Origin of the sequence: Corynebacterium propinquum DSM 44285, assembly GCF_000375525.1 — a bacterium.
GTDB classification, from domain to species: Bacteria; Actinomycetota; Actinomycetes; order Mycobacteriales; family Mycobacteriaceae; genus Corynebacterium; species Corynebacterium propinquum.
Genome location: NZ_AQXC01000004.1, coordinates 58,959 through 80,595, shown reverse-complemented (window position 1 = coordinate 80,595; position 21,637 = coordinate 58,959). Strand labels below are relative to the sequence as shown.

Sequence of the window (21,637 nt, the reverse complement as noted above, 5' to 3'; positions counted from 1 at the left end):
TCGGCCCGCCCCAGGCGTCCTTACCAGCCAGGCCCAACATCTAAACAGCCTCATCCAACGCCGCCGGACGCTGCCCATTCGCCTTGTCCAGGGCTTCAACTTCCATCGCGTGCACAATCATGCGGTGGCTATTCGAGAACCATGGGTGGCACGTCGTCAGCGTCACCATCGATTCACTCGCCACCGGTGCACCTTCCTGGCTCAGATCCACACCAGGGATCGGCGCAATCACCCCAACATCGCCCGGGTGCGTGATATGCCGCCCGGCAATGCCAGAGTACTCACCAGCAAGCTTGGCGCGTTGCTCCTCATGAAAACATTCAGCCACCGCCGGCACATCTCCCCCATGCACGCCGTCCAGGGGCAACACGCGATAGGTGATCCACTGCGTAGCAGTCTCGACGACGATGGCATCACAAGCATGCAAGTCTTCCAAGTGCACAAACGGCGCGCCCTGCCCAATGCGGTGCCCAGCAATCGCAAAATTGCCGATCTCGCCTGGACCCTGCGTATCCACATAATGCCCCGGCCCAGCAGCCAAGACGTCCTGCGAAGTCCCAGCCAACACCGCATACTCATAATCGGCGCCCAGCCGCGGAATATAGATCCGACTAAACGCCTGCCCGCTTTCCGGTTCAGCATCACCGTCGCCCGGCACGCCACCACCGGTCTCCTGCCAGCGCTGCTCCATGCGCTCATTCGCTTGCGCCTGCAGCTGCCCTGACTTCACATTCGTCCAGAACGCTTCATAAAACACGAACAATACGATAAGCAGCCCGGCGGTCAGCAAGATCTCACCCAACAACCGCCGGAAACTAAACGCCTCAGATTTCATGCGCTTCCCATCGCCTTATCTCAGTGTTTTATACTTGCCGACGCCGCTGCGCAGCATAGCCACCGACTGCTAACAACAATAGACCAGCGACCACAAATCCCCAGACACCACGGCCACCGGTAAGCGGCATCTCGCCACGGGTGATGTTACCAATGTCCATAATCGCACGACCATCTTCGACTCGAGCACTCAGTACAAAGGGAGCCTCCGCCGATGAAGGATCATTGATGCCAAAGCCGTCGTTGCTTCCTTTGCCATAGGTAAGCTCAAACCGAATTGGCCCGGGAAGCAAAGAATAGCCTTGCGCATCACCCTGCGCCTGCGACGTAGGGCTTGCAGTTTGCGGGGCTTGTTCTACTACAAGATAGTAGACACCAGGAGACAACTTCGCGTTTTCTGCTTGATCACTGCTCCACACGCGCTTGTCCCAATCAGGCTGATCCGCATTTTCGCCTGCAGCGGGATCATCAACGCTTTTTGTTGCGTACACAGCAAAGTATGCGCCCACCAATTTGGTCTTATTCTCGCTGTCACGCTCGTCATAGTCAAAGGCCCTAGCTTCGAACGGAATCAGTGCATAGTCCAGCTCTAGGCCGAAGTACTTCTCCACTTCGTTTTCTGGCACGGTCCGGTCGGCGTTGAAAGAGAAATCAACGCAGAAAGGTTTCGGCAATCCTTCCGCTCCTAGCCCGCCTGTAGGTTGTGTTACTGCAGTGGTGAATGTTCCAGAAAGCTGTAGACCATCGATGTTGGTTTCGTGACGGGCCGTGATCTCTTCGGCGTCATTTCCGGTACCGAAACGAAGGGCCTGAACACCGCTAATCGTGCCTCTAATATTTGCCTTGGCCGCAATTCGAAACCCAGTTATCGGCGCCGTTCTGTCGGGTTGCACGCACAAACGGCGTTGTTGTTCCAGTATTTCGGTTTGAAACTCAAGTGCCCCGGGACCTAGCGGGGAACGAGTACTAGGTTCTTTGAGCTTCCGTCCATGCTTTTCGCGGCCGTGTAGGAACATGTGCACTTCGACGCGGGAACCTGCCGGTACGGTGAACTCACCTTTTTCATTGAAGTCAATACCTCCCCAGCCATTTCCGGGTTCTACTGACGCGGCATAGCCGTCGTTCGCGTTGATCGGGGACCTGACCCCTGTTTGGTGGACACCTGATACCCAACCCAGTCGGGTTGGAAAGAAAGGTAATCTACCACCATGCCCAGGTATTTCGAAGATTTCAAACGCGATGCTGTGGCCCTGTATGAAAACAATGAGGAACTCTCACTGGAGACAGCATCAGCAGAGCCCGGCATCAACCGAGTCTCGCTACATTCATGGGTCAAAAACTACGGCACCGGAAAACGTTCCCGCACGAAAACCGTGCACGATAAAGCCCAAGCGGCGAATGATTCTGAGCGCATCCGGCAGTTAGAAAAAGAAAACGCTAAGCTGCGCGAAGAACGCGATATTCTGCGCAAGGCGGCCAAATATTTTGCTTAAAGCAGACTCACTGGGGTTCTGCTTCCAGTTTGTCTATGACCACCGGACCGAGTACCCGGCTCACACGGATGTGCCACGTTTTAAAGCTGAATCGTTCCTCGTTCTACAAATGGGTCCACACCCGCGAAAAACGCAGGTTAAAGATGCATTCTGACAGTCTTATTGGCGTAAAAATCAGGTCCATCTTTAATGATGAGCATGGTCTTTATGGTGCTCAAACGCATCGCCGCAACCTTGAAGGAGGACACGACCGTTGGCCCGATCAATCATAAGAAGGTCGCACGAATCATGAAAGCCATGGGGCTAAAAGGCTTTACTAAACGGCGTCGATGCATCACCACCAAGCGCAAGCCTGGTCACCGTGTCATGCCGGATTTAGTGGGACGCACATTCACAGCTAACGAGCCGAACCGTGTTTATGTCGGCGATATTACCTACTTGCCGTGTAAGAGCGGCAAGAACATGTATTTGGCCACGGTCATTGACACGTATTCACGCAAACTTGCAGGTTATGCACTCGCAGACCACATGCGAGGCTTACTGGTTATTGATGCCCTATCCCACGCACACGGTGTACGTGGCAGTCTTGACGGGGCTGTTTTCCACTGACGATCACGGCAGTGTGTATACCTCACAGGCGTTTCGAAATTACTGCTCGTCGCTGGGTGTGCGCCAGTCTATGGGGGCGGTGGAAACGAGTGCTGATAATGCCCTAGCAGAATCGTTTAACGCCACCTTAAAGCGGGAAGTCTTGCGTGATAGGAAAGTCTTTGAGGATCCGGTCGTCTGCCGCCAGGAAGTTTTTCGTTGGTGTATGCGTTACAACAAGCGCAGGCGGCATTCCTGGTGCAATCTTGTGGCTCCTGATGTTTTTGAAGCCGAGACTTCAGCTACACTGACTAAAGCAGCATAGCGAAGCCCAGACCGCGTCCACTTTCCGGGGGTCAGGCCCGTCTACCAACTCGTGTCCTAATCGTTTTAACTATAACAACCCCTAACGCTGCCACAAAAATTGGCGCAAAAATCTCATTATCACAAATTTGCCCTACTAAAGGTGCCAGCATCATAAAAACGACAGCACCTGCAATGATGAATAAAAATGGCACAATAGAAATGGGAATTTTACGCACTTCATAGACAATTAGCAAGATTATGGCCAGCACAAAAACCAACGCAATGGATATTGTAGCCAATGCAGAGGCACCATCTCGAAATCCTATTAGGGTGATTTGATTTCCAGCGGTGTCAAACGTAGGGCTGTATATAACACAGACCGCCGCCACACTACTGTAGACAAACTCAATAATTGTCCAACACAAGTTTTCTACCCATTTCAACTTGGATTTTTGCTGCGCCATCGTTTTAAATTCTTTCGTTAACAAACTATGAACATCCTTAAGGAGGTTCGGATTTTATTTAATTAAACTTTCTAATGGTAGACCAAATCATGTAGCCAACGAATTGCCGAACGGATTTCTCCGCGTTGAGCGTATTCGCCAAGCTCATTGAGAAGACACCAGTAGCACCCGAATTGTTCAATCGATTATACTCGTTACGCATTCCAATAATAGTGGATTATTAGAATACGACGACTACTCCGCGCTATACCGTTTAGCCAGTTCGCCGCTGCACAAAATACGCACCCATTGCCAGAAGAATAAGGCCAACCAGGGTGAATCCCCAGATTCCTCGCCCACCAGTCAATGGCAAATCTCCTTTGAGCACGTTAGCCAGTTCCATAACAGCAACGTACACCGGACGTCCCTGTGCATCCTGTTCCTGATCGATCCGGGTATTCACGATGAAAGGTGCTGCTGCGGACAGGTACGTACCGCGCTCGTTCTGGGCAAGCTCAAAATACACCGGTTGTGGCAGCAAGGAATAACCTTGTGGCGCCTGGGTTTCTACCAGATAGTATTCACCTGGATTCATTGTTTGCGTCGATTGGTTATCGGTATCCCAAATAGGGCCACGTTCCCAGTTCGGTTGTCCTTGGTCGTTAGCTGCAAAAACTTGGAATTTCGCTCCATCGATTGGTTGCTGGGTCTCGAAATCAAGCTTGCTGATCTTAAAACGCATTTCGTCCGGCAACTTCCGGTTGACTACCCGACAAGTAATCACTTGGCCGGCGGACGCTTGGACGTTAAATCCGTTGACAAGGTTCTGGACGGGCAGCAGCTCTGTAGCGCCGCTTTCCAGGTGTTGCACACTACATTGCGCATGCGGAGAATCCTCCGCGTCTCCCAACTTAGCTAACTCAAATCCAGGACGCTGAGTCTCTGTGAGGTCGACAGCAACGTGCTGGTCTGGCGTGTCAGTTTCAAGCTGGAACCGTACGTGTCCATCATCGCCTGTACTGGCAGTCGTGGTTGGCACTCGGCGTTCATCTACCAATAGGAAGCTTCCCTCAGGGGTATGTGCCTTAAACTCCCATCCTGCCACGTTTGCATCTTGAATAGGCTGCCCACTTGCATCAATAAGTTCCTTAGTCAGAGTTACCGACCCGCCACAAGAGGCTAGCGCCAAGCGGCTTAGCGCAATTTCGAGATCATCGAAGCCCTCAGCAACAACCGCATTGTTGTCACCGATAATATTGCCGATTTCTTGTGGATTCTTTACTCCCACTGCCCAACTATTCCAGTCGCGCTGATCTAAAACCACTTTTCCGTCGACAACGGGTCGCGACTTATCGGGTTTCGGCTGTGGATCGTGAGGAGCTGCAAGCACGTCGCCAAACCCATCACCGATAACCATCGAACGGTCAAAACGCGTGATATCTGCTTGCCCTGAATCTAGAGCAAACTTGAGGGATTCAAGGAGCCGGTTATCGTCCACACCTAAGTTCTGCCGCTGCCAAGTATTGATAATGTGACCCGGAACTTTTCCACGTCCGTTGAGATAGCGTTGAGCGAGCGTCATACCTTGCACGGTTGAGTCTTTTGCTACGACCTCTGAGTGATCGGAGGCTAAACCAACGAGCAAAGGCTGGATGAATGTTCCTTGTCCCTTAATTTCGTCTGCGACTTGGCGTGCACGATTCACATCCGTGACATGCACAATGCCACCGCTTCGTTCTTCACCTCCAGCTCCAGGTTCGGCATCGCTAACAGTTGGGTACCCATCTGTCACGAAATAGACGACATCATATTTTTGGCTCGGGTTCTCATTGTTATATTGACGAATTTGCTTCAACGAGGCTTCCCAGTTAGTAGAGCCACCCCGACGAGATTCGTGCCCTTCCTGGCGCGAAATGTTACTCATCTGCGTTCTGTAGGCATCGATCGCACGATTCAATCGTGCTAGGCCCGCTGGATCATTGGTAGATTGGCTCGAAACTTGCGCGTCCTGGAATCGCGGTGCTTCGGAAGCGAAGTTATAGATACCAACGGAAGAACCTGTACCTTCAAGTCGGGTGACTACGGCTCGCGCGGAATCCGTCATAGCTTGTACACCATTCGGGAAGATCGAGTTCGAAGCATCCATAACAACCGCGATATTCAACCCACATTGTTTTGGCAATTCTGGGTTACGCCGTTGTGGACGATCCCAGTCACGAGGTGCTTCGAGGACCGTGTTCGTAAGTATGTTGTCAGGTGCGCCAGACAGTACCGCGTAGTCGAGAGCCATCATGAAATCCGCAGATACATTATTCGGATCAATGCGTTTGTCGGCATCTACTTCAAAAATCACGCAAAAGATTGAGCTCTGTTGCCTTACTGGAGAATTAAAACGGCCATCGACATGCAACCCGTCAATAGGAGTGTTCAATGGCTCCCTAATTGGGTTTCCAAGCTGTCCGTTTACATAAAAGCGTGTCTCAATTACCCGTTTTATTTCGCCTGAAAAATTACTATTTGGAGCAATACGGAAACCATTAAGATCTGTCCGTGAAAAACCGCTTAACGAACGCGTGCAAGACGCGAGCCTTTGCCCGGGATGTGCGAAACGGCTTTTTGGTCGCGCGTTATATTTTAGCTGGCCAGGCCCCAGCGGGCCTTGGAAGTTCGGATTCTGTCGGCGAACGTTATTTTTACCACGGCCGTGGAAAACCATATCGACCTCGAACGTAGATCCTGCTGATACAGCGATCTCACCGTCAAAGCGGAACAAGAGTCCACCCCAACCATTTCCACCAGTATTATCCACTGCGGGGATCCGATCCGAATTTGGATTTCCTTGGACGGTTCGAATTTCACGACCGTTAGGATCATAAATACGCAGCTCAGCCGCACCGTGGGTTCCTGTGACGTCGAAGCCATTTTGATATTCGACTTTAGCCTCCAGGGGTCCCGAAACTACAATATCTTTCGTAATGGTGTGACGCATGAACACCTGCGATTCTTCCTTTGGATCCTGGCGCTTCGGCTTCTGCGGCCGGATCATTGTCACCAGTGGACCATTTTCGAGGTTGGTTTGCCACGTATTGAAACCCCGTTGGGGTGCTTGTCGGCTTTCTCCACGCTGCTGGGGGTCTGGAGCTCGGTCTTCACCAAGCGGTAATTCCACCGTTTCAGCACCACTATTGTTAGGGGCACTGTCAAGGTTTTCGGTTCCGGGAGCAACTACACCGTCAACTGGTGCAGGATCTTCGGAATCACCATCGGAAGCATTGCCAGGTGCCTCCAAAGTCAAATCGCCTGGATTAGGTACCTCAGCATTCTCCGTCAGGTCGACGTTTGGTTCATAATTGTCATCCGCAAAAGCACGATACGGTGCAGTAAAGGTCAGAGTAACCAATATGGCCACCACTGCGACCAACACAATCGCGATCTTGGCCACGCTACGCGACAGAAGCAATTTGTTATTCACGTCGTTTTCTTTCTAAACCTCTACGTACGGCTTCTATTGTCAATGTTTTTACGGCGCATCAGGATAAAACCGAGGACAATCATGGCAATGCCCACAGCAAACGCCCAAAGAACATTTGCACCGGTAACTGCCAGCGCTCCATCACGCGGGCGTTCGGTATCTCCGCCCTCAGGCCGTTCCCCATTGGAATCGGGAGTGTCTGGTACTTCTGGGTCGCCGGGTTCTCCCGGTGTACTCGGAGGAGTCCCCGGATCGCCTGGCTTTTCCGGTGTACTTGGTGGTGTTCCTGGTTCTTCCGGCGGAGTACCCGGTGGAGTTGTTGGCGGGGTACCTGAATCCGGTTTTGTCACCAAGACGTTGTCATAGCTGTAGTTTTCTCCCATGACATCACCCAGCGGCAAAATCACCAGCTGTGGCCTAGACAGACGCCAATCATGTTCATCATCTGGAGCGAACTCTTCAATCAGATACAGTCCTGGCCCCAAATCTCGAAATTCCGCGACGCCATCAGCATTGGTTTTTTGTTCACGGGCGTCACTGAAGCCTTCATGGCGCGCACGCTGCACCGTATATTGCTTCGCAGCTTCACGGCCAAGCTCGGTTGTCGCATCTACTCCATTCACCTTTGACAAGCGGAAGGTCAACCCCTCTACCCCACCAAACGGCTTCGCACCTGGAATCGGATCATCATGGGGATTCCGCGGCAACTTCTTAATGTTCAGCGTTTGGGAACGAGCAGCATCCATCGAATCCGCCGACAAGTTCTTATCATTGCCGCTGATTACCCGCTGGTTAGCGTCGGCAAGCGGCGCGGACAGCCCAAGTGACGCAGCAACTGCTACGGCCACAGTCATTTTGCGAAGATTAGTTGTCACGACGATGCCTTCCGGCCTTAGGGGTTTCGGTGGCGTTCAAGCTCTTGCGCGCGGCACTGGTCAACCCCGCGCCTTCCACATCATCGGCGGCGGCATCGTCACCGTTAGCCGCAGCTGCTTTACGACGTTCTTTGCGGATCCAATGGATCAAAAACGCGATAGCCAACGCAGCGACGATCAACAGTGCCCACATCCACCACTGCAAGATGCCATTCTTCTGGTCAAACGCGGCTTCGTCTTCTGGATCAAGCGGGACCCGCTCTGCGTGCACCAACAGTCGGTGTGAATTCACGCCATACGGCGTACAGGTGATCAGAGTAATGAGATCTTTATCCGGTTGCTGCGCCAGGCTTTCCGTCTCGTGTGGCAGAACTACCTCTGTGGAGATCACCTGATACTTCATCTTCTGGCCGAAGGTGTTGACGTAAACCGCGTCGCCTTCTTTCATATCGATGAGGTTGTCCCACATCGTCGACGTCGTCAGGCCGGTGTGCCCCGTGATAACCGAGTGCGTACCCTCCCCACCAACGGGCAACGAAGTGCCGTAGAGATGGCCTAGACCTTTTTGCAACACTTCTTCCGTCGTGCCGTGATAGACCGGTAATGAGGATTCAATTGACGGGATCGAGACCTGAGACATTGCTGGCAGCCCAGATAATTGCTCCATGTAACGCTGGTAGTCCAGGTTGTCTTCGGAAACCCGAGCAAGCCAAGGGTCTAGAATTGGGCCACCAATGGAGTTGGCATTGTATTCGTGTGCTGCTTCGATGGCTGCGTTCAGCTGCTCTTCGGGGAGGTCTTGAATCTGCGAGCTATAGTCTTCGACGACTTTGCGCTGGATGTAGTTATTCCACTGGGTGGAAACCACTGGATAGAGAAGTACGGAAATTCCCACCAGGATGATAATCGCGGGTACTACGACGCGCCGAAATACTGACGTTTGTTGTGCCTGGTCAGGCGTTGCAGGCTCACGGGTGGCAAGGGTCATTGTGGCTAAACCCCGGTCTTTCTGGGTAAAGGGCTAAAATAATAAAGTTTTATAATAAAAAATTGTTATGGATTCACTAAAACCCGACGCTTTATGCGCCGGGCATATAGTTGTCTTCGTTTACAGGGCAGCTAAACAGTGACTACCCTGCACGTGAAGACGAACGCTTCGGCTCAAGCTTTACGAGCTAACAGAGTTCTTAGGCCTTTGCGGAGTTACGACGAGCGGCGTAAACACCACCGGCGATGATTCCAAGACCAAGCAGAGCGACAATCAAGATACCCATGCCACCGGTGGATGGGAGTACTGGTCGCTCGGAATCTGGGAGGTTTGTCACTTCCAGGGAAACACGACGAATGGTTTTGCCATCTTGGGCAACGAATTCATTCGATTCGCGAAGAAGTGTGATTTCATACGGCTTATCGGAAGTTTTAATGTAGCCTTCTGGAGCTTTAAGCTCGGTTAAGCAGTATTTGACACTGTCTGTTGGAGCTTCATTGTTGACCCAGTTAGAGACGTGAATACCTTCAAAGGTCAATTCGCCGTTTTGACCGGTTACACCTTTTTGGATGTAATTATCAGGAGTTTTACAATCTGCTAGGCCAAATTCTGCTCCGGAGAGTTTAACCTCTGGATTGTTCTCGTCTTCTTTGATCACGCGAATGTTTCCGACGTAAGTGACGACTTTTTCATTCGGCGTCTCGAACTTTTGGTCTACGTCCGGGCCACGGAAGAAGCCCGTTTCGTCGACACTGTTCTCGATGTTTTGATCTGGAGCATTCAGCATTGTGACTTCAGCGGTAATACGAACTTTGTCGCCAGCTTGAAGGCCAGCAGCCGAAGGATCAGCAAAGGTGACACTGAAAGCTCTATTCGCCCCCTCAGCCCGGTTTTCTGTGTTGGTAGGCAGCTCGGCGTTAGTGTTTACCGTGTAAGAAGCAGCATCAATCGTTTGGGCATTTCCCGTTCCTCCGGGAATACGCTCAACTTTTGGCGTGAAATTCTCCGCAAGTTTCAATTCTTCACTATTGAAGGAGTCGCGAATCATCAGTTCTTTCAGTTCAGAACCTTCTGGAGCACCAGGAACCACGCCTTCCAAGGTGTAGGTAACGGTGCTTGACTCGCCATTCCGGCCTTCAGCTCCCTCGATTTCAGAGTGTTTGCCGGCGTCTGTAACTGTCTTAGTCACCGATACTGCAGTGTTCTTTGGGTATACATGTACTGCAGAATTCCAGCCATTACCCGCTTCATTTACCATTGGAACGAGGACAATGAAAGGTTTGGTCGCTACAAACCCCTGCTCGTTGATACCATCAGGGGTTCCGGTCTCCTCAACGTAATACGCGCCGGCTGGAAGATTCGAAAAGACTAATTCACCCTTTTCATTAGTCTCGCCATTTTGTACGGTCCCAGACACGGTAGCTGGCTTATTGGCAGCTGTGCGGGATGCGTTAGTGTTATACGAATTTGCCTTACTGACAAGATCACGCAATCCAGGTTGAGTGCGAATGTCGCCTTCCAACCGTTCAATCTTGAATTTCGCACCGGGCAACGGTGCACCACCAGCCTGAAGGTCAATCTCACCTGTTGCATCGCGCAACGACTGAGCATTCAGACGCTTATGCAGGGTCAGCGAAAAATTATCGCCCGCTGGGATCGAAGCTGCTCCTGGAAGAATTTGCTGAGCACCGTCAATCAAATCATCTGAGATTACTCCCGGAGGCAATCCCTCGTTCGATTGGGACGCGCTGTCTTGCTGCGCAAACGCAGGAGCGCCAGCGCCGAACGATCCACCGAGAGTCAAGCCGACTGCGACTGCTAGGGCGAGCGGCTTCGAAATGGCTTTTGCCATGTGAGGTCCTTTCAAGAAAGAACACTGACGCTAAGGAATCGAAAGGACCAAGTTCTCCCGACCAGTGGAAATAGGAACTTTCCTACCTTCTCAGCAGTGTCTATATGAATTTAAATCAAACAATAATCGTTGCTTACGATTATCCGAAGCTTAGAATAAGGATTTGTTCAATTAACTTCAAGCTCGTTGAACAAGAACAATTAAGCCCCCCCCTAAAATCCTTGCTACCGGCAGAAACCCCCACCCCCATGAACGATTCTGAATGCGTGTCATAACCTTGTCGATATTAAAGTGAGTCCATGTATTCCTGACGAGTATGAGACGCAGTATCCACACGATATTTCCAGCGTCCGGGGACTAGACAATCCATCAAGCCTTGGTCGTACACGTGTTTGTCTCCGAACACCGGCTTAACGGATTCCGAAGACATCAATGCGAAACTCTCGGAATACTTCGCCGTGAGGTTTGGGGCTGGCCGCCCAAGGTGCGCCGATGCCGGCGCCGCCGGTTATAGACCACCTTAATCCAGTAAGTCACAGCCAGGCGAGCGCCATCGCGGGTTAGCTAACGCTGATGGCTATAAAATTCGGTTTTAAGCGTCGACCGGAACAACTCAGCCGCCTTGGACTGTGCCCAAATACAACCATCGTTCACCGGTGCGCAGGTAGGTAAATTCTGACATCGATGCTCGGTTAAGTTCAAGCGGTATCACACATGCGCTTGACCAGTTCAGGTAGCGTGGATTTTCGCCTAGCTTGACTCGTTGTCACTGGGGCAAAAGCACACGATGCCCCCAATGCCGAGTAGCCGCATCCGCTGAGCGACACCCTTTTGTTTAAGAACAATCTGGCAGCGTCCGGCAAGTTCTGCGGTGATTCGCGGGGACACCACACTTCGTCGGCGTCTTTCCAGATCTCATGAATCGTGCGATCAACACCAGGGTAAAAGCTTTCCACAAATCCTTGCCGGATAAGCGTTCCTGCTGCATATGCGGCTGTTTATAGAATCCAGACAGAGGCACCTTCAACAAGCATGCCATAGTGCCGGTGATGCTGTAATTTGTCCTGCTCTGGTGGCTGCACCAATTCGAATTTTTCTTCTCACGTTGCCTTAAAGCGAAGAAGGCTATCGCATTTAACAAAAATCCTGTTTCCATCTTCGCTTCTACCAGTTCACAACGCAAGCGAGCATTGTCAGCGCGAAGATCCACCTCGCGTTACTCATTAGAGGATCCTTGGCGTTCGCGCTCATTTTTACCCAACGCGCCAAAAGGCCTGGTGCGACGTCGATCTCCTCGATCCGCAGGACCGATTGGGCGCCGCGACTCGATTACCAGGCTCAAAGCTTCACACCGTTACTCAGGCGTGTACTTCTTGCACTGTCGAGTCAGAGTAAAGTTCCTCTCTTAGGTGCACAAAATCCACGCTAATCGGGTGTCCACTAAACGAGGGTAACCTCATGCGAAGCACACTGTGCGGCAGCTGCTTTTCGACGTTCCTTGCGGATCCAGTGAATAAGATAAGCAATAGCCAACAGAGCGATAATCAGCAGTGCCCACATCCACCACTGCACAATGCGGTTTTTCTGGTCGAAAGCGTTTTCGTCTTCAGGATCAAGCGGAACGCGCTCTGCGTGCACGAGTAAACGGTGCGAGTTCACACCATAGGGTGTGCAGGTAATTAAGGTGATGAGATCTTTGCCAGGTTGCTGCGCAAGACTTTCTGTTTCATGCGGCAAAACCACTTCTGTGGATGTCACCTGGTACTTCATTTTCTCGCCGAAGGTATTGACATAAATTGCGTCGCCTTCTTTGACATCAACCAAGTTGTCCCACATCGTCGACGTCGTCAGCCCGGTGTGTCCAGTAATAATTGAGTGGGTGCCTTCTCCACCAACCGGTAAAGACGTGCCGTACAGGTGGCCAAGGCCTTTTTGCAGAACCTCTTCCGTGGTTCCGTGATAGACCGGTAGCGAAGAATCGATAGACGGGATAGAAACCTGAGACATCGCATGGAGGCCGGAAAGCTGCTCCAAATAATGCTGGTAATCCTGGTTATCCTCGGAAACCCGAGCGAGCCACGGATCCAGGATCGGCCCACCGCCAGAATTCGCATTATATTCCCGAGCTGCTTCGATAGCAGCGTTGAGTTGTCCTTGAGGTATTTCAGTAATTTCCGAGCTGTACTCTTCGATAACTTGCCGCTGAATGTAATTGTTCCATTGTGTTGAGACGACCGGATACAACAGCACGGAAATTCCCACCAGGATGATTAAGGCAGGCACCACCACGCGTCGGAATACCGATGCTTGTGTAGGTTTATTAGGCGTCGTGGCTTGACGGGTGGCAACTGCCATAGCGGTTATTTCCTAGTCTCTCTAAATACAATAAAACTAATACTAATTTTTCAATAAACTTATTTCGTTGGATTAACCGAAGGCCCGGCGCACTAAGCGCCGGACCTATTGAGGGCTTTTTGTCCGAAGGGCAGCCCCCAGCCCCTGCCTGCACGCTGCGAAATGCGCGTGAGATCAGAGACGCTTAGGCGGTAGCGGAGTTACGACGGGCAGCGTAGACACCACCGCCGATGATTCCCAGACCAAGCAGTGCGACGAGCAGGATACCCTTGCCACCGGTCTTTGGCAGAAGCGGACGGTCGGTATCCGGGATATTTTCAATCGTCATCGAAACACGACGGATGGTCTCGCCGTTTTGGCTGCCTTCGACAAACTCACGGGAGTCGACGTTGAGGAAGAAACGGTAGGGTTCTTCACGGGTCTGCAAGTAGCCGGAAGGAGCATCAGTTTCCTGCAGGCAATATTCAACCGGATTTTCCGGAACCAGGTTATTAGTCCAATCACTTACGTGAATTCCTTTGAAAGTCAGTTCACCATTCTTACCCGTGGTGCCGGACTGAATAACATTTTTCGGATCATCACAACGGAAGAGGTCGAAGTCTGCACCTTCCAGCAAGCGCTCGTTGTTCGACTGATCTACCTTGTGAATTCGGACATCGCCAATGCGCGTGACGACGGTGTCATTCGGAGTTTCAAAATGTTGCTCATTCACGTCGCTCACGAAAACACCGGAAGTGTTAACTGCGTTCTCAATATCCTGATCTTCGGCTTGTAACATCGTTGCTACGAAAGCAACATACACACTGTCGCCTCCCTGGAGGCCAGCACCCTCTGGGTTGTTGAACGCAATCTTAAACGAACCATTTGCGTCCGCAGGCAGATTTTGAGTATTGCTAGTTACCGGCTGCTCAGTCAGCACTTGGTAATTTGCAGGATTAATGAGTTCAAGTTTCCCGTTCCCACCAGGAATGCGGTAAACCTGCGGCTTAAGCTCTTTTTCGATGCCCAGTTCGGCATTATTAAAAGAGTCTTGGATAACAAACTCTCTCAGGAAACTACCCTCAGGAGCAACCGGCACTTGTGCATTCAGTCCATAACCGACCTGGGAGCTCTCAAAATCGCGGGAGTCATCCAAGGCATGCTTGTTCTCATCGAAAACATCCTTGGTTACGCTCAATGAAGAATTCTTTGGGTAAGCGTGAACGTTCCTTTCCCATCCGGTTCCTTCTTTGTTGACGGTAGGGACGAAAACAATGAACGGCTTGGATTTTACGAATGCCTGCGCACCTTGGACTGCCGGTGTCTGGGTCTCGGTCACCAGATATGCACCAGCGTCCAAGCCATCAAACCTCAACTCACCATTATGGTTGGTCGCGCCTTCACGAGCCTGAAACTCCTCATCAAGCGGTGGAGTCGTCAATCCACCATTACCTTTCCAAGTACCTTTCGCACGATTGAATTCCTCAGCGACCGATGCCAGGTGGCTTAGTTCTGCTTGTTCACGGATATTTCCTTGCAGTTTCTGCAGCTGGAAATGCACACCCTCGAGAGGATGACCGCTTACATCGTCGACTTCGTTGCCTGAAGATTCACCGTGCGATTGTGGGTTGAGTTTCTTGTGCAAAGTCAGAGAGAAATCGCTGCCGGCTGGAATCGAGGACGCAGGCGGCAGAACTTGGGTTGCTTCCTCTGCAACCGAGGGTACGGTACCGTCCTGCGCGAACGCTGGGGAGCCAGCTCCAAAAACACCACCGAGAGTGATGCCAGCTGCAATTGCGAGGGAAATTGGTTTAGCAATGCTGTTTGCCATGACAGATCCTTTCATTGTCATATAGACAACTCGCACTAAGACGATAAATCTCCTAGTAGCTTTCCTTGTTCAGAGCACATATTCTTCCCAAGCTTAAATTGCAGCGTCTATATGAAATTGTTTGTCAATGACCACCCCGTGTGATCATTCAGATGAAACAATAATGCTTTGAATGACTTAATTCCTAATGCAAAATAGAAAATCACATCGGCAACACTTTTGGATCACATATACTATCGTTCTAGAACACAAATACATGATATGCGCAGGTTATAGGCAGTTTAATTATTAAATCATTTCAGTTAGCTCTCAACTTATTTTTAGAATTCCCCCATTAGCCTTTCGCAATTAACACGAGCACACTGACACCTAACGCCCTTCGATCAAGCGCAAGGCACGCTCCCCACAGGAGACATTTCGCATCGGACGAAGGTCGCAAAAACACATTTTTTGGCGTTTATCCCAACCGTGTGCTGCATCTTGAGCGGTCTCTCCGACAGCTTCGGCCCCTTAATGGGAGGAAACGGTCCCGGTTCATTTAGACCGACTCCCAAGTCCCTCTGAGCTAGCGCCAGGACAAGCAGCTAAGGCGATAGCAATCACCACGGCACCGCCCGTTTAGATACCCCATCGCCTGTGACCATGCTTATGGCGCGTTCTTAGGGGCAATAGACAAAAAGTGTGCGCTCATTTTCACCATATGCTCTGGTTAAACCATCTAAATCAAGCCTGAAATAAGATCCACAACCTTATTCAGATCCATTTTCGTTCAATCCCCCGGAAGGGCACCTACATGTGCTAGCAGGTTGCTGGTGCTGTTATCCAGTGACTACTAACAGACCACAAGGCCCAATATGTGCTGGGCACAAGAAGAAAAACGGCACCACATCTAAAGGCAAAACCAGATGGCGATGCAAAGACCCCTCCTGTGGCAGCTCCTTAACACGTCACCGAGCCGATAAAGCCCAAACCCGAGATTTTCAGGCTTTCTACCGCTACGCAGTATCGACAACGCCACTGACACAACTTGCTGGGCAATTAGGTGCCAGTAGGTGGACTCTCAACCGCCGCTTCGCACCCTTCTGGCTTATTGACATCCCCAACACCCCAGACCCAACCGTATCTACGACCAGTGAAGTGCCCCACAACGAGAACGAAGCCGACCAGCAAACAGGACGACCAGCCCTCTACGAGAACGCTATCCCAACCGACTACAACCACAACCTAGGCGTGCAGAAAGGATGGATAGGAACCCAACCCCAACACGGGGGTAGCAACCCCAGACACACTTTTTGTCGCATATCCCCTGCTAGTCTGAATATTCCTAAAAAATGTCCGTATCCCCTTTTGTCGCATATCCCGCATATCCCCCCCTATATCCCTCCCGCCCGAGCGCAACGCGAAAGACCGGGAACCTTTCGGTTCCCGGTCTTCGTACTGTGCGGCCTGAGGTGTCTGATTCCATGACATCGTTCCGCTCTGTCTCACGACATCCTTCCGCCCCTCAAGGCTCTGATGTGCCACAACATCGTTCCGCTGTTCCCACACAACCACCCCAACAGGGACAATGAGGACACACGCACCACCTTAGGATGTAGCGAGACATACTTCCGCCCAAAATAGAGCATGGGCAAGAAACAGACTTCCAACAAAGTCATCGTCGAAACCATCCTCACGACCGGCATGAGTCATAAAGATGCCGCCGCACTCTTTAACGTCAGCACCCGCTGGATCCGCGAACTACTCCACCGCTATCGAGAAGGTGGCTACCAAGCACTACAACCACGCTCCCGGGCCCCGCACTCCAACCCCAGACAGGTACCAGAGAGCACAGTCAAAACCATCCTCGAAATCCGACAACACCTTGAAAACACCGGCCAAGACAACGGCGCCCACACCATCCGATGGCATCTTCAACAACAAAAAATAACCCCACTACCAGCAGCATCAACTATCCACCGCATACTCAAACGCCACGGCTACGTCATCGAACAACCTCACAAAAGGCCACGCAGTTCCTGGAAACGCTTCGAAGCAGACCAACCAAACGAAACCTGGCAACTCGACTACAGCCACTGCTACCTCAACAACAACCAACGCGTAGCCATCCTGACCATCATCGACGACCACTCACGCTTTGTCATCGCTTGCAAAGCCTTCGAACACGAAACCGGCACCAACGTCATCGACACCTTCATATCCGCAGGTAACAAACATGGATTCCCCAAATCCACCCTCACCGACAACGGCAGCGTGTTCACCACAAAGCTCTACAGAAAAGCCGACACTCGCAACGGCTTCGAACAGCTACTCCTCCAAATGGGCATCCAACAAAAGAATAGAACTCCATACCATCCCCAAACCCAAGGAAAAGTCGAGTGCTTCCACCAAACACTCCAAAAAGCCCTGCACGCAAGGCCATTCGCCCACAACATCGGCGAGCTAAACCAACAACTCGATGACATCATCGACTACTACAACAACCACCGACCCCACCGAGCACTCAACAGACAAACACCAGCACAGGCCTACAACCGACTACCCAAAGCCCAACCACTCGACATCCCCATTGGCACCGACAATCGCCTACGGCGAGACAAAGTCGACAACGACGGAAAAGTAACCCTTCGCTGGGCCGGCAACATGCGCAAACTCTACGTCGGAAGAAAACACCGCACCAAAGAAATCATGCTCATCTGCATCAACAACGACATCACCGCCATTAACCCCCACACAGGCGAAATCTGGGGCCGATACCACTTAGACAAAACCAAAAAATACCACCGCAACCAACTCGGTGAAATCTAGAAAACGAACCCCCAAAACGAAGAAAATCTCGAGACACCGAAATAGGAACGATGTCTCGAGACTTCACAACTGTGCGGCCTGAGGGGATCGAACCCCCGACCTACTGGGTGTAAACCAGTTGCTCTTCCAGCTGAGCTAAAGCCGCATCCCTCTGTGCGAGGTACTGGTACACCATAACATGACCATCATAAACTTTGGCAAATCGCCAGGTTAAGCGTCATTTTATGGGGTTATAGAACGTTATACTGCAGCGCCTTTGGACTTGGTATAGCCGCGGCCCACCAAGCAGGAAGCCTGCCAATCACCGAAGCGATCAGCCTTCGTCTGCACCATTCCAGCCAGCTGGGCAGATTCAGAGATCACACCAGGTTCCACAGTGCCCGGCTTTTGCGCACCAGGGGTCAGTAACCAGATGCAGCCGCCGTCGGCAAGCGGAGTGATCGAGTCCACCAAACCGTCGACAAGGTCCCCGTCTTCTTCCCGCCACCACAGCAGGACGACGTCGCAAAGCTCATCGGTATCTGCATCCAACAGCTCTTCGCCGATAACGTCCTCAATGGCCTCGGAAATGCTGCTGTCGCAGTCTTCGTCCCAACCAACTTCTTGCACCACCATGCCTTTTTCGATTCCAAGGCGCTGTGCAAGATCCTGGGTGCGCTCCTCGCCACCCGGAGTGTCTACCACTGTGTTAATCCTTCCTGAGTTTTCTCGGTTACAGCTTGATTACAGCTTTAAGCCACACCCTACAACGATTAGCGCCGAAAATGTGAGATATGCGGGGTTATTCCGCCGTAATTACTTAGCGTTGTTCAACCATCGGTGAGCACGGGTAACATGGACCCCACACACCGCGCGCTGCCGCGAGGCTGGTTATACATCGGCAAACGCCGCCTGCACCCCAGTTTCAACGGCGTGAGCGCGGCCTATCGGTGCAAAACTGGTGCAAAAATATCTGTGCAAGGAGAACCACATGGCAGATCACTCTGACAATTCTGCAAACAGCAAAAACCCCGCGCAGGACTTCGGCAGCGACGAATCCAACCACCCGCTGATCCGGGACGGCGTTGCCTCCTACCTGAACGACCAAGACCCGGAAGAAACCCGGGAATGGATGGACTCGCTCGACGGGCTGCTAGAAAATGCCTCTTCTGACCGCGCGCGCTACCTCATGCTGCGCCTGCTGGAGCGCGCCTCGGCGAAACGCGTACCGCTGCCGTCGCTGACTTCGACGGACTTCGTCAACACCATCCCCACCGACCAGGAACCAGAATTCCCGGGCGATGAGGAAATTGAGAAGCGCTACCGACGTTGGATGCGCTGGAACGCCGCCGTGATGGTACACCGTGCGCAGCGCGAAGGCATTGGCGTCGGTGGGCACATTTCCACCTACGCTGGTGCCGCCCCACTCTATGAGGTTGGCTACAACCACTTCTTCAAAGGCAAAGACCACCCATCCGGCGGCGACCAGGTCTTCTTCCAAGGCCACGCCTCGCCCGGCATGTACGCCCGCGCCTTCCTGGAAGGCCGCTTGGATGAAGAAGACCTCGACGGCTTCCGCCAGGAAGTTTCGCGTGGCCCGAACAACGGCCTGCCTTCCTACCCACACCCGAAGGGCATGGACTGGTTCTGGGAATTCCCTACCGTGTCCATGGGCCTGGGCCCGATGAATGCCATCTACCAGGCGCGCTTTAACAAGTACCTGGAAAACCGCGGCATCAAAGACACCTCCGACCAGCACGTCTGGGCCTTCCTAGGCGACGGCGAGATGGACGAAGCCGAATCCCGCGGCCTGGTGCACTTCGCTGCCCTGAACGGCCTGGACAACTTGACATTCATCGTCAACTGCAACCTGCAGCGCCTCGACGGCCCAGTGCGCGGTAACTCGCAAATCATCCAAGAGCTCGAGTCCTTCTTCCTGGGCTCCGGCTGGGACGTGATCAAGATTGTCTGGGGCCGCGAATGGGACAAGCTGCTGACCGCCGACAAAGACGGCGCACTGGTCAACATCATGAACAACACCGCCGACGGTGACTACCAGACCTTCAAGGCCAACGACGGCGCCTACGTGCGCGAGCACTTCTTCGGCCGCGACGAGCGCACCGCCAAGCTCGTCGAAGACATGACCGACGAAGAAATTTGGGCCCTGCGCCGCGGCGGCCACGACTACCGCAAGATCTACGCAGCCTACAAGCGCGCCACCGAAAAGAAAGATGGCCGCCCAACCGCCATCCTGGCGCTGACCATCAAGGGCTACGGCCTGGGCCACAACTTCGAGGGCCGTAACGCCACGCACCAGATGAAGAAGATCGGCTTGGACGATCTCAAGCTGTTCCGCGACAAGCAGGGCATCCCATTTTCCGACGAGCAGCTGGAAAAAGATCCTGCCCTGCCGCCGTACTACCACCCAGGCAAAGACGCCGACGAGATCAAGTACATGCTGGAACGTCGGAAAGAACTCGGCGGTTATCTGCCGGAGCGCCGCACGAAGTATTCGCCAATCGAGGTACCACCGCTGGACAAGCTGCGCAGCGTGCGCAAGGGTTCCGGCAAGAACCAGGTTGCCACCACCATGGCGCTGGTACGTACCTTCAAAGAACTCATGCGCGATAAGGAACTGGGCAAGCGCGTCGTTCCGATTATTCCGGATGAGGCCCGCACCTTCGGCATGGACTCCTGGTTCCCAACGCTGAAGATCTACAACCCACACGGCCAGAACTACGTGCCGGTAGACCACAACCTGATGCTGTCCTACACCGAGGCCAAGGACGGCCAGATGCTGCACGAGGGTATCAACGAGGCTGGCTCGGTGGCATCATTCACCGCAGCTGGTACTTCGTACGCCACCCACGGCGAGCCAATGATTCCGCTGTACATCTTCTACTCGATGTTCGGCTTCCAGCGCACCGGCGACGGCATCTGGGCAGCTGGCGACCAAATGGCCCGCGGCTTCCTGGTTGGCGCCACCGCAGGCCGCACCACCCTGACCGGTGAAGGCCTGCAGCACATGGACGGCCACTCACCAATGCTGGCCGCCACCAACCCAGCTGTGGTGACCTACGATCCAGCCTTTGCCTACGAAATTGCGCACCTGGTGCACCGCGGCATCGACCGGATGTACGGCCCAGAAGGCGGAGAAGATGTCATCTACTACCTCACCGTCTACAACGAGCCAATGGATCAGCCTGCCGAGCCAGAAGATCTGGACGTGGAAGGCCTGCACCGCGGCATCTACCACTACAACACGGCAGAATCCGGCTCCATTCCAGCCAACATCTTGGCCTCTGGCGTGGGCATGGTCGAAGCACTGCGCGCACAGAAAATCCTGGCCGAAGAATTCGACGTCAAGGCGTCTGTATTCTCCGTGACCTCGTGGATCGAGCTGGCCCGCGAAGCTGCCGCACGCAACAAAGAAGCGCTGCAGCAGGGCAAAATCAACCCAGAAAAGCCATTCGTAACCAAGCAGCTGGAAGGCTTCGACGGCCCATTCGTTGGTGTTTCCGACTTCGGCACCGACCTGCAAAAGAAGCTGCGCCCATACGTGCCGGGCACCTACACCGCACTGGGCGCCGACGGCTTCGGCTTCTCCGATACCCGTGAGGCCGCACGCCGCTACTTCAACATCGACGCTGAATCCATCGTCGTCGCCACCCTGCTGAACCTGGCCAAGGAAGGCACCGTGGACGAAGAAGTTGCCGAGAAGGCAGCCAAGAAGTTCCACTTGGATGATCCGACCAAGGCATAAGTAATTGAGGCCTAAGCTGTAGCTGTAGCTGGCTAGTTTTTGCTGGTTAGTTGGTTGGCCCCGGTTGGTTG

Annotated in this window: 13 protein-coding genes, 1 tRNA gene and 2 pseudogenes; 4 read left to right on the top strand and 12 right to left on the bottom strand. The window is 52.8% G+C overall.

What is annotated here, in order from left to right; genetic code table 11:
* Positions 1-40: 40 nt before the first annotated feature.
* Both B142_RS0104820 and B142_RS13745 read right to left on the bottom strand, forming a co-directional pair.
* Complete coding sequence (locus B142_RS0104820; RefSeq protein WP_018120414.1) at positions 41-835, bottom strand: class E sortase; 795 nt, start codon at positions 833-835, stop codon at positions 41-43.
* Positions 836-863: 28 nt separating this feature from the next.
* Complete coding sequence (locus tag B142_RS13745) at positions 864-1,508, bottom strand: LPXTG cell wall anchor domain-containing protein (protein ID WP_018120413.1); 645 nt, start codon at positions 1,506-1,508, stop codon at positions 864-866.
* Positions 1,509-2,042: 534 nt separating this feature from the next.
* Between B142_RS13745 and B142_RS13510 the strand changes: the two are divergent.
* A pseudogene (locus tag B142_RS13510) lies at positions 2,043-3,240 on the top strand (IS3 family transposase).
* 31 nt (positions 3,241-3,271) lie between these two features.
* Here B142_RS13510 and B142_RS0104795 read toward each other — a convergent pair.
* The 8 genes from B142_RS0104795 to B142_RS0104765 form a co-directional block, all read right to left on the bottom strand.
* Complete coding sequence (locus B142_RS0104795) at positions 3,272-3,709, bottom strand: hypothetical protein (protein ID WP_155860935.1); 438 nt, start codon at positions 3,707-3,709, stop codon at positions 3,272-3,274.
* A gap of 229 nt (positions 3,710-3,938) precedes the next feature.
* Positions 3,939-7,136 (bottom strand): vWA domain-containing protein, encoded by a 3,198-nt coding sequence (locus B142_RS0104790; protein ID WP_018120408.1) that lies wholly within the window; start codon positions 7,134-7,136, stop codon positions 3,939-3,941.
* A 20-nt stretch (positions 7,137-7,156) separates the two neighbouring features.
* On the bottom strand, positions 7,157-7,990 hold the full coding sequence (locus B142_RS11950) for an LPXTG cell wall anchor domain-containing protein (RefSeq protein ID WP_018120407.1): 834 nt from the start codon (positions 7,988-7,990) through the stop codon (positions 7,157-7,159).
* A 10-nt stretch (positions 7,991-8,000) separates the two neighbouring features.
* Positions 8,001-8,999, bottom strand: a complete 999-nt coding sequence (locus B142_RS0104780) for a class C sortase (protein ID WP_018120406.1) — start codon at positions 8,997-8,999, stop codon at positions 8,001-8,003.
* 199 nt (positions 9,000-9,198) lie between these two features.
* Entirely contained in the window at positions 9,199-10,851 is a 1,653-nt protein-coding gene (locus B142_RS0104775; RefSeq protein ID WP_018120405.1) for a SpaH/EbpB family LPXTG-anchored major pilin, read from the bottom strand.
* 835 nt (positions 10,852-11,686) lie between these two features.
* Positions 11,687-12,061, bottom strand: coding sequence for a hypothetical protein (locus B142_RS13845; RefSeq protein ID WP_208853756.1), 375 nt, complete (start codon positions 12,059-12,061; stop codon positions 11,687-11,689).
* 230 nt (positions 12,062-12,291) lie between these two features.
* Positions 12,292-13,206: a class C sortase gene (locus tag B142_RS0104770; RefSeq protein ID WP_018120404.1), complete on the bottom strand. Its 915-nt coding sequence runs from the start codon at positions 13,204-13,206 to the stop codon at positions 12,292-12,294.
* Between the two features lie 184 nt (positions 13,207-13,390).
* Positions 13,391-15,016 (bottom strand): SpaH/EbpB family LPXTG-anchored major pilin, encoded by a 1,626-nt coding sequence (locus B142_RS0104765; protein ID WP_026167847.1) that lies wholly within the window; start codon positions 15,014-15,016, stop codon positions 13,391-13,393.
* An 825-nt stretch (positions 15,017-15,841) separates the two neighbouring features.
* Here B142_RS0104765 and B142_RS13980 point away from each other — a divergent pair.
* Both B142_RS13980 and B142_RS0104755 read left to right on the top strand, forming a co-directional pair.
* Positions 15,842-16,149 (top strand): annotated as a pseudogene (locus tag B142_RS13980) (IS1/IS1595 family N-terminal zinc-binding domain-containing protein); the annotation flags it as partial.
* Between the two features lie 493 nt (positions 16,150-16,642).
* Positions 16,643-17,824 (top strand): IS481 family transposase, encoded by a 1,182-nt coding sequence (locus B142_RS0104755; protein WP_018120401.1) that lies wholly within the window; start codon positions 16,643-16,645, stop codon positions 17,822-17,824.
* 72 nt (positions 17,825-17,896) lie between these two features.
* Here the strand turns inward: B142_RS0104755 and B142_RS0104750 are convergent.
* A tRNA-Val gene (locus B142_RS0104750) sits at positions 17,897-17,969 on the bottom strand.
* Positions 17,970-18,064: 95 nt separating this feature from the next.
* The gene (locus B142_RS0104745) at positions 18,065-18,508 is read right to left on the bottom strand and encodes a DUF3052 domain-containing protein (RefSeq protein ID WP_018120400.1); all 444 of its coding nucleotides are present in this window, start codon (positions 18,506-18,508) and stop codon (positions 18,065-18,067) included.
* 286 nt (positions 18,509-18,794) lie between these two features.
* Here B142_RS0104745 and aceE point away from each other — a divergent pair, with 286 nt between their 5' ends.
* Complete coding sequence (aceE, locus tag B142_RS0104740; RefSeq protein WP_018120399.1) at positions 18,795-21,566, top strand: pyruvate dehydrogenase (acetyl-transferring), homodimeric type; 2,772 nt, start codon at positions 18,795-18,797, stop codon at positions 21,564-21,566.
* Positions 21,567-21,637: the final 71 nt, after the last annotated feature.

Excerpts from the sequence above, each read along its gene's own strand:
- B142_RS0104820 (WP_018120414.1), bottom strand. The coding sequence starts at position 835 with ATGAAATCTGAGGCGTTTAGTTTCCGGCGGTTGTTGGGTGAGATCTTG.
- B142_RS11950 (WP_018120407.1), bottom strand. The coding sequence starts at position 7,990 with ATGACTGTGGCCGTAGCAGTTGCTGCGTCACTTGGGCTGTCCGCGCCG.
- B142_RS0104780 (WP_018120406.1), bottom strand. The coding sequence starts at position 8,999 with ATGACCCTTGCCACCCGTGAGCCTGCAACGCCTGACCAGGCACAACAA.
- B142_RS0104775 (WP_018120405.1), bottom strand. The coding sequence starts at position 10,851 with ATGGCAAAAGCCATTTCGAAGCCGCTCGCCCTAGCAGTCGCAGTCGGC.
- B142_RS0104770 (WP_018120404.1), bottom strand. The coding sequence starts at position 13,206 with ATGGCAGTTGCCACCCGTCAAGCCACGACGCCTAATAAACCTACACAA.
- B142_RS0104765 (WP_026167847.1), bottom strand. The coding sequence starts at position 15,016 with ATGGCAAACAGCATTGCTAAACCAATTTCCCTCGCAATTGCAGCTGGC.
- B142_RS0104755 (WP_018120401.1), top strand. The coding sequence starts at position 16,643 with ATGGGCAAGAAACAGACTTCCAACAAAGTCATCGTCGAAACCATCCTC.
- aceE (WP_018120399.1), top strand. The coding sequence starts at position 18,795 with ATGGCAGATCACTCTGACAATTCTGCAAACAGCAAAAACCCCGCGCAG.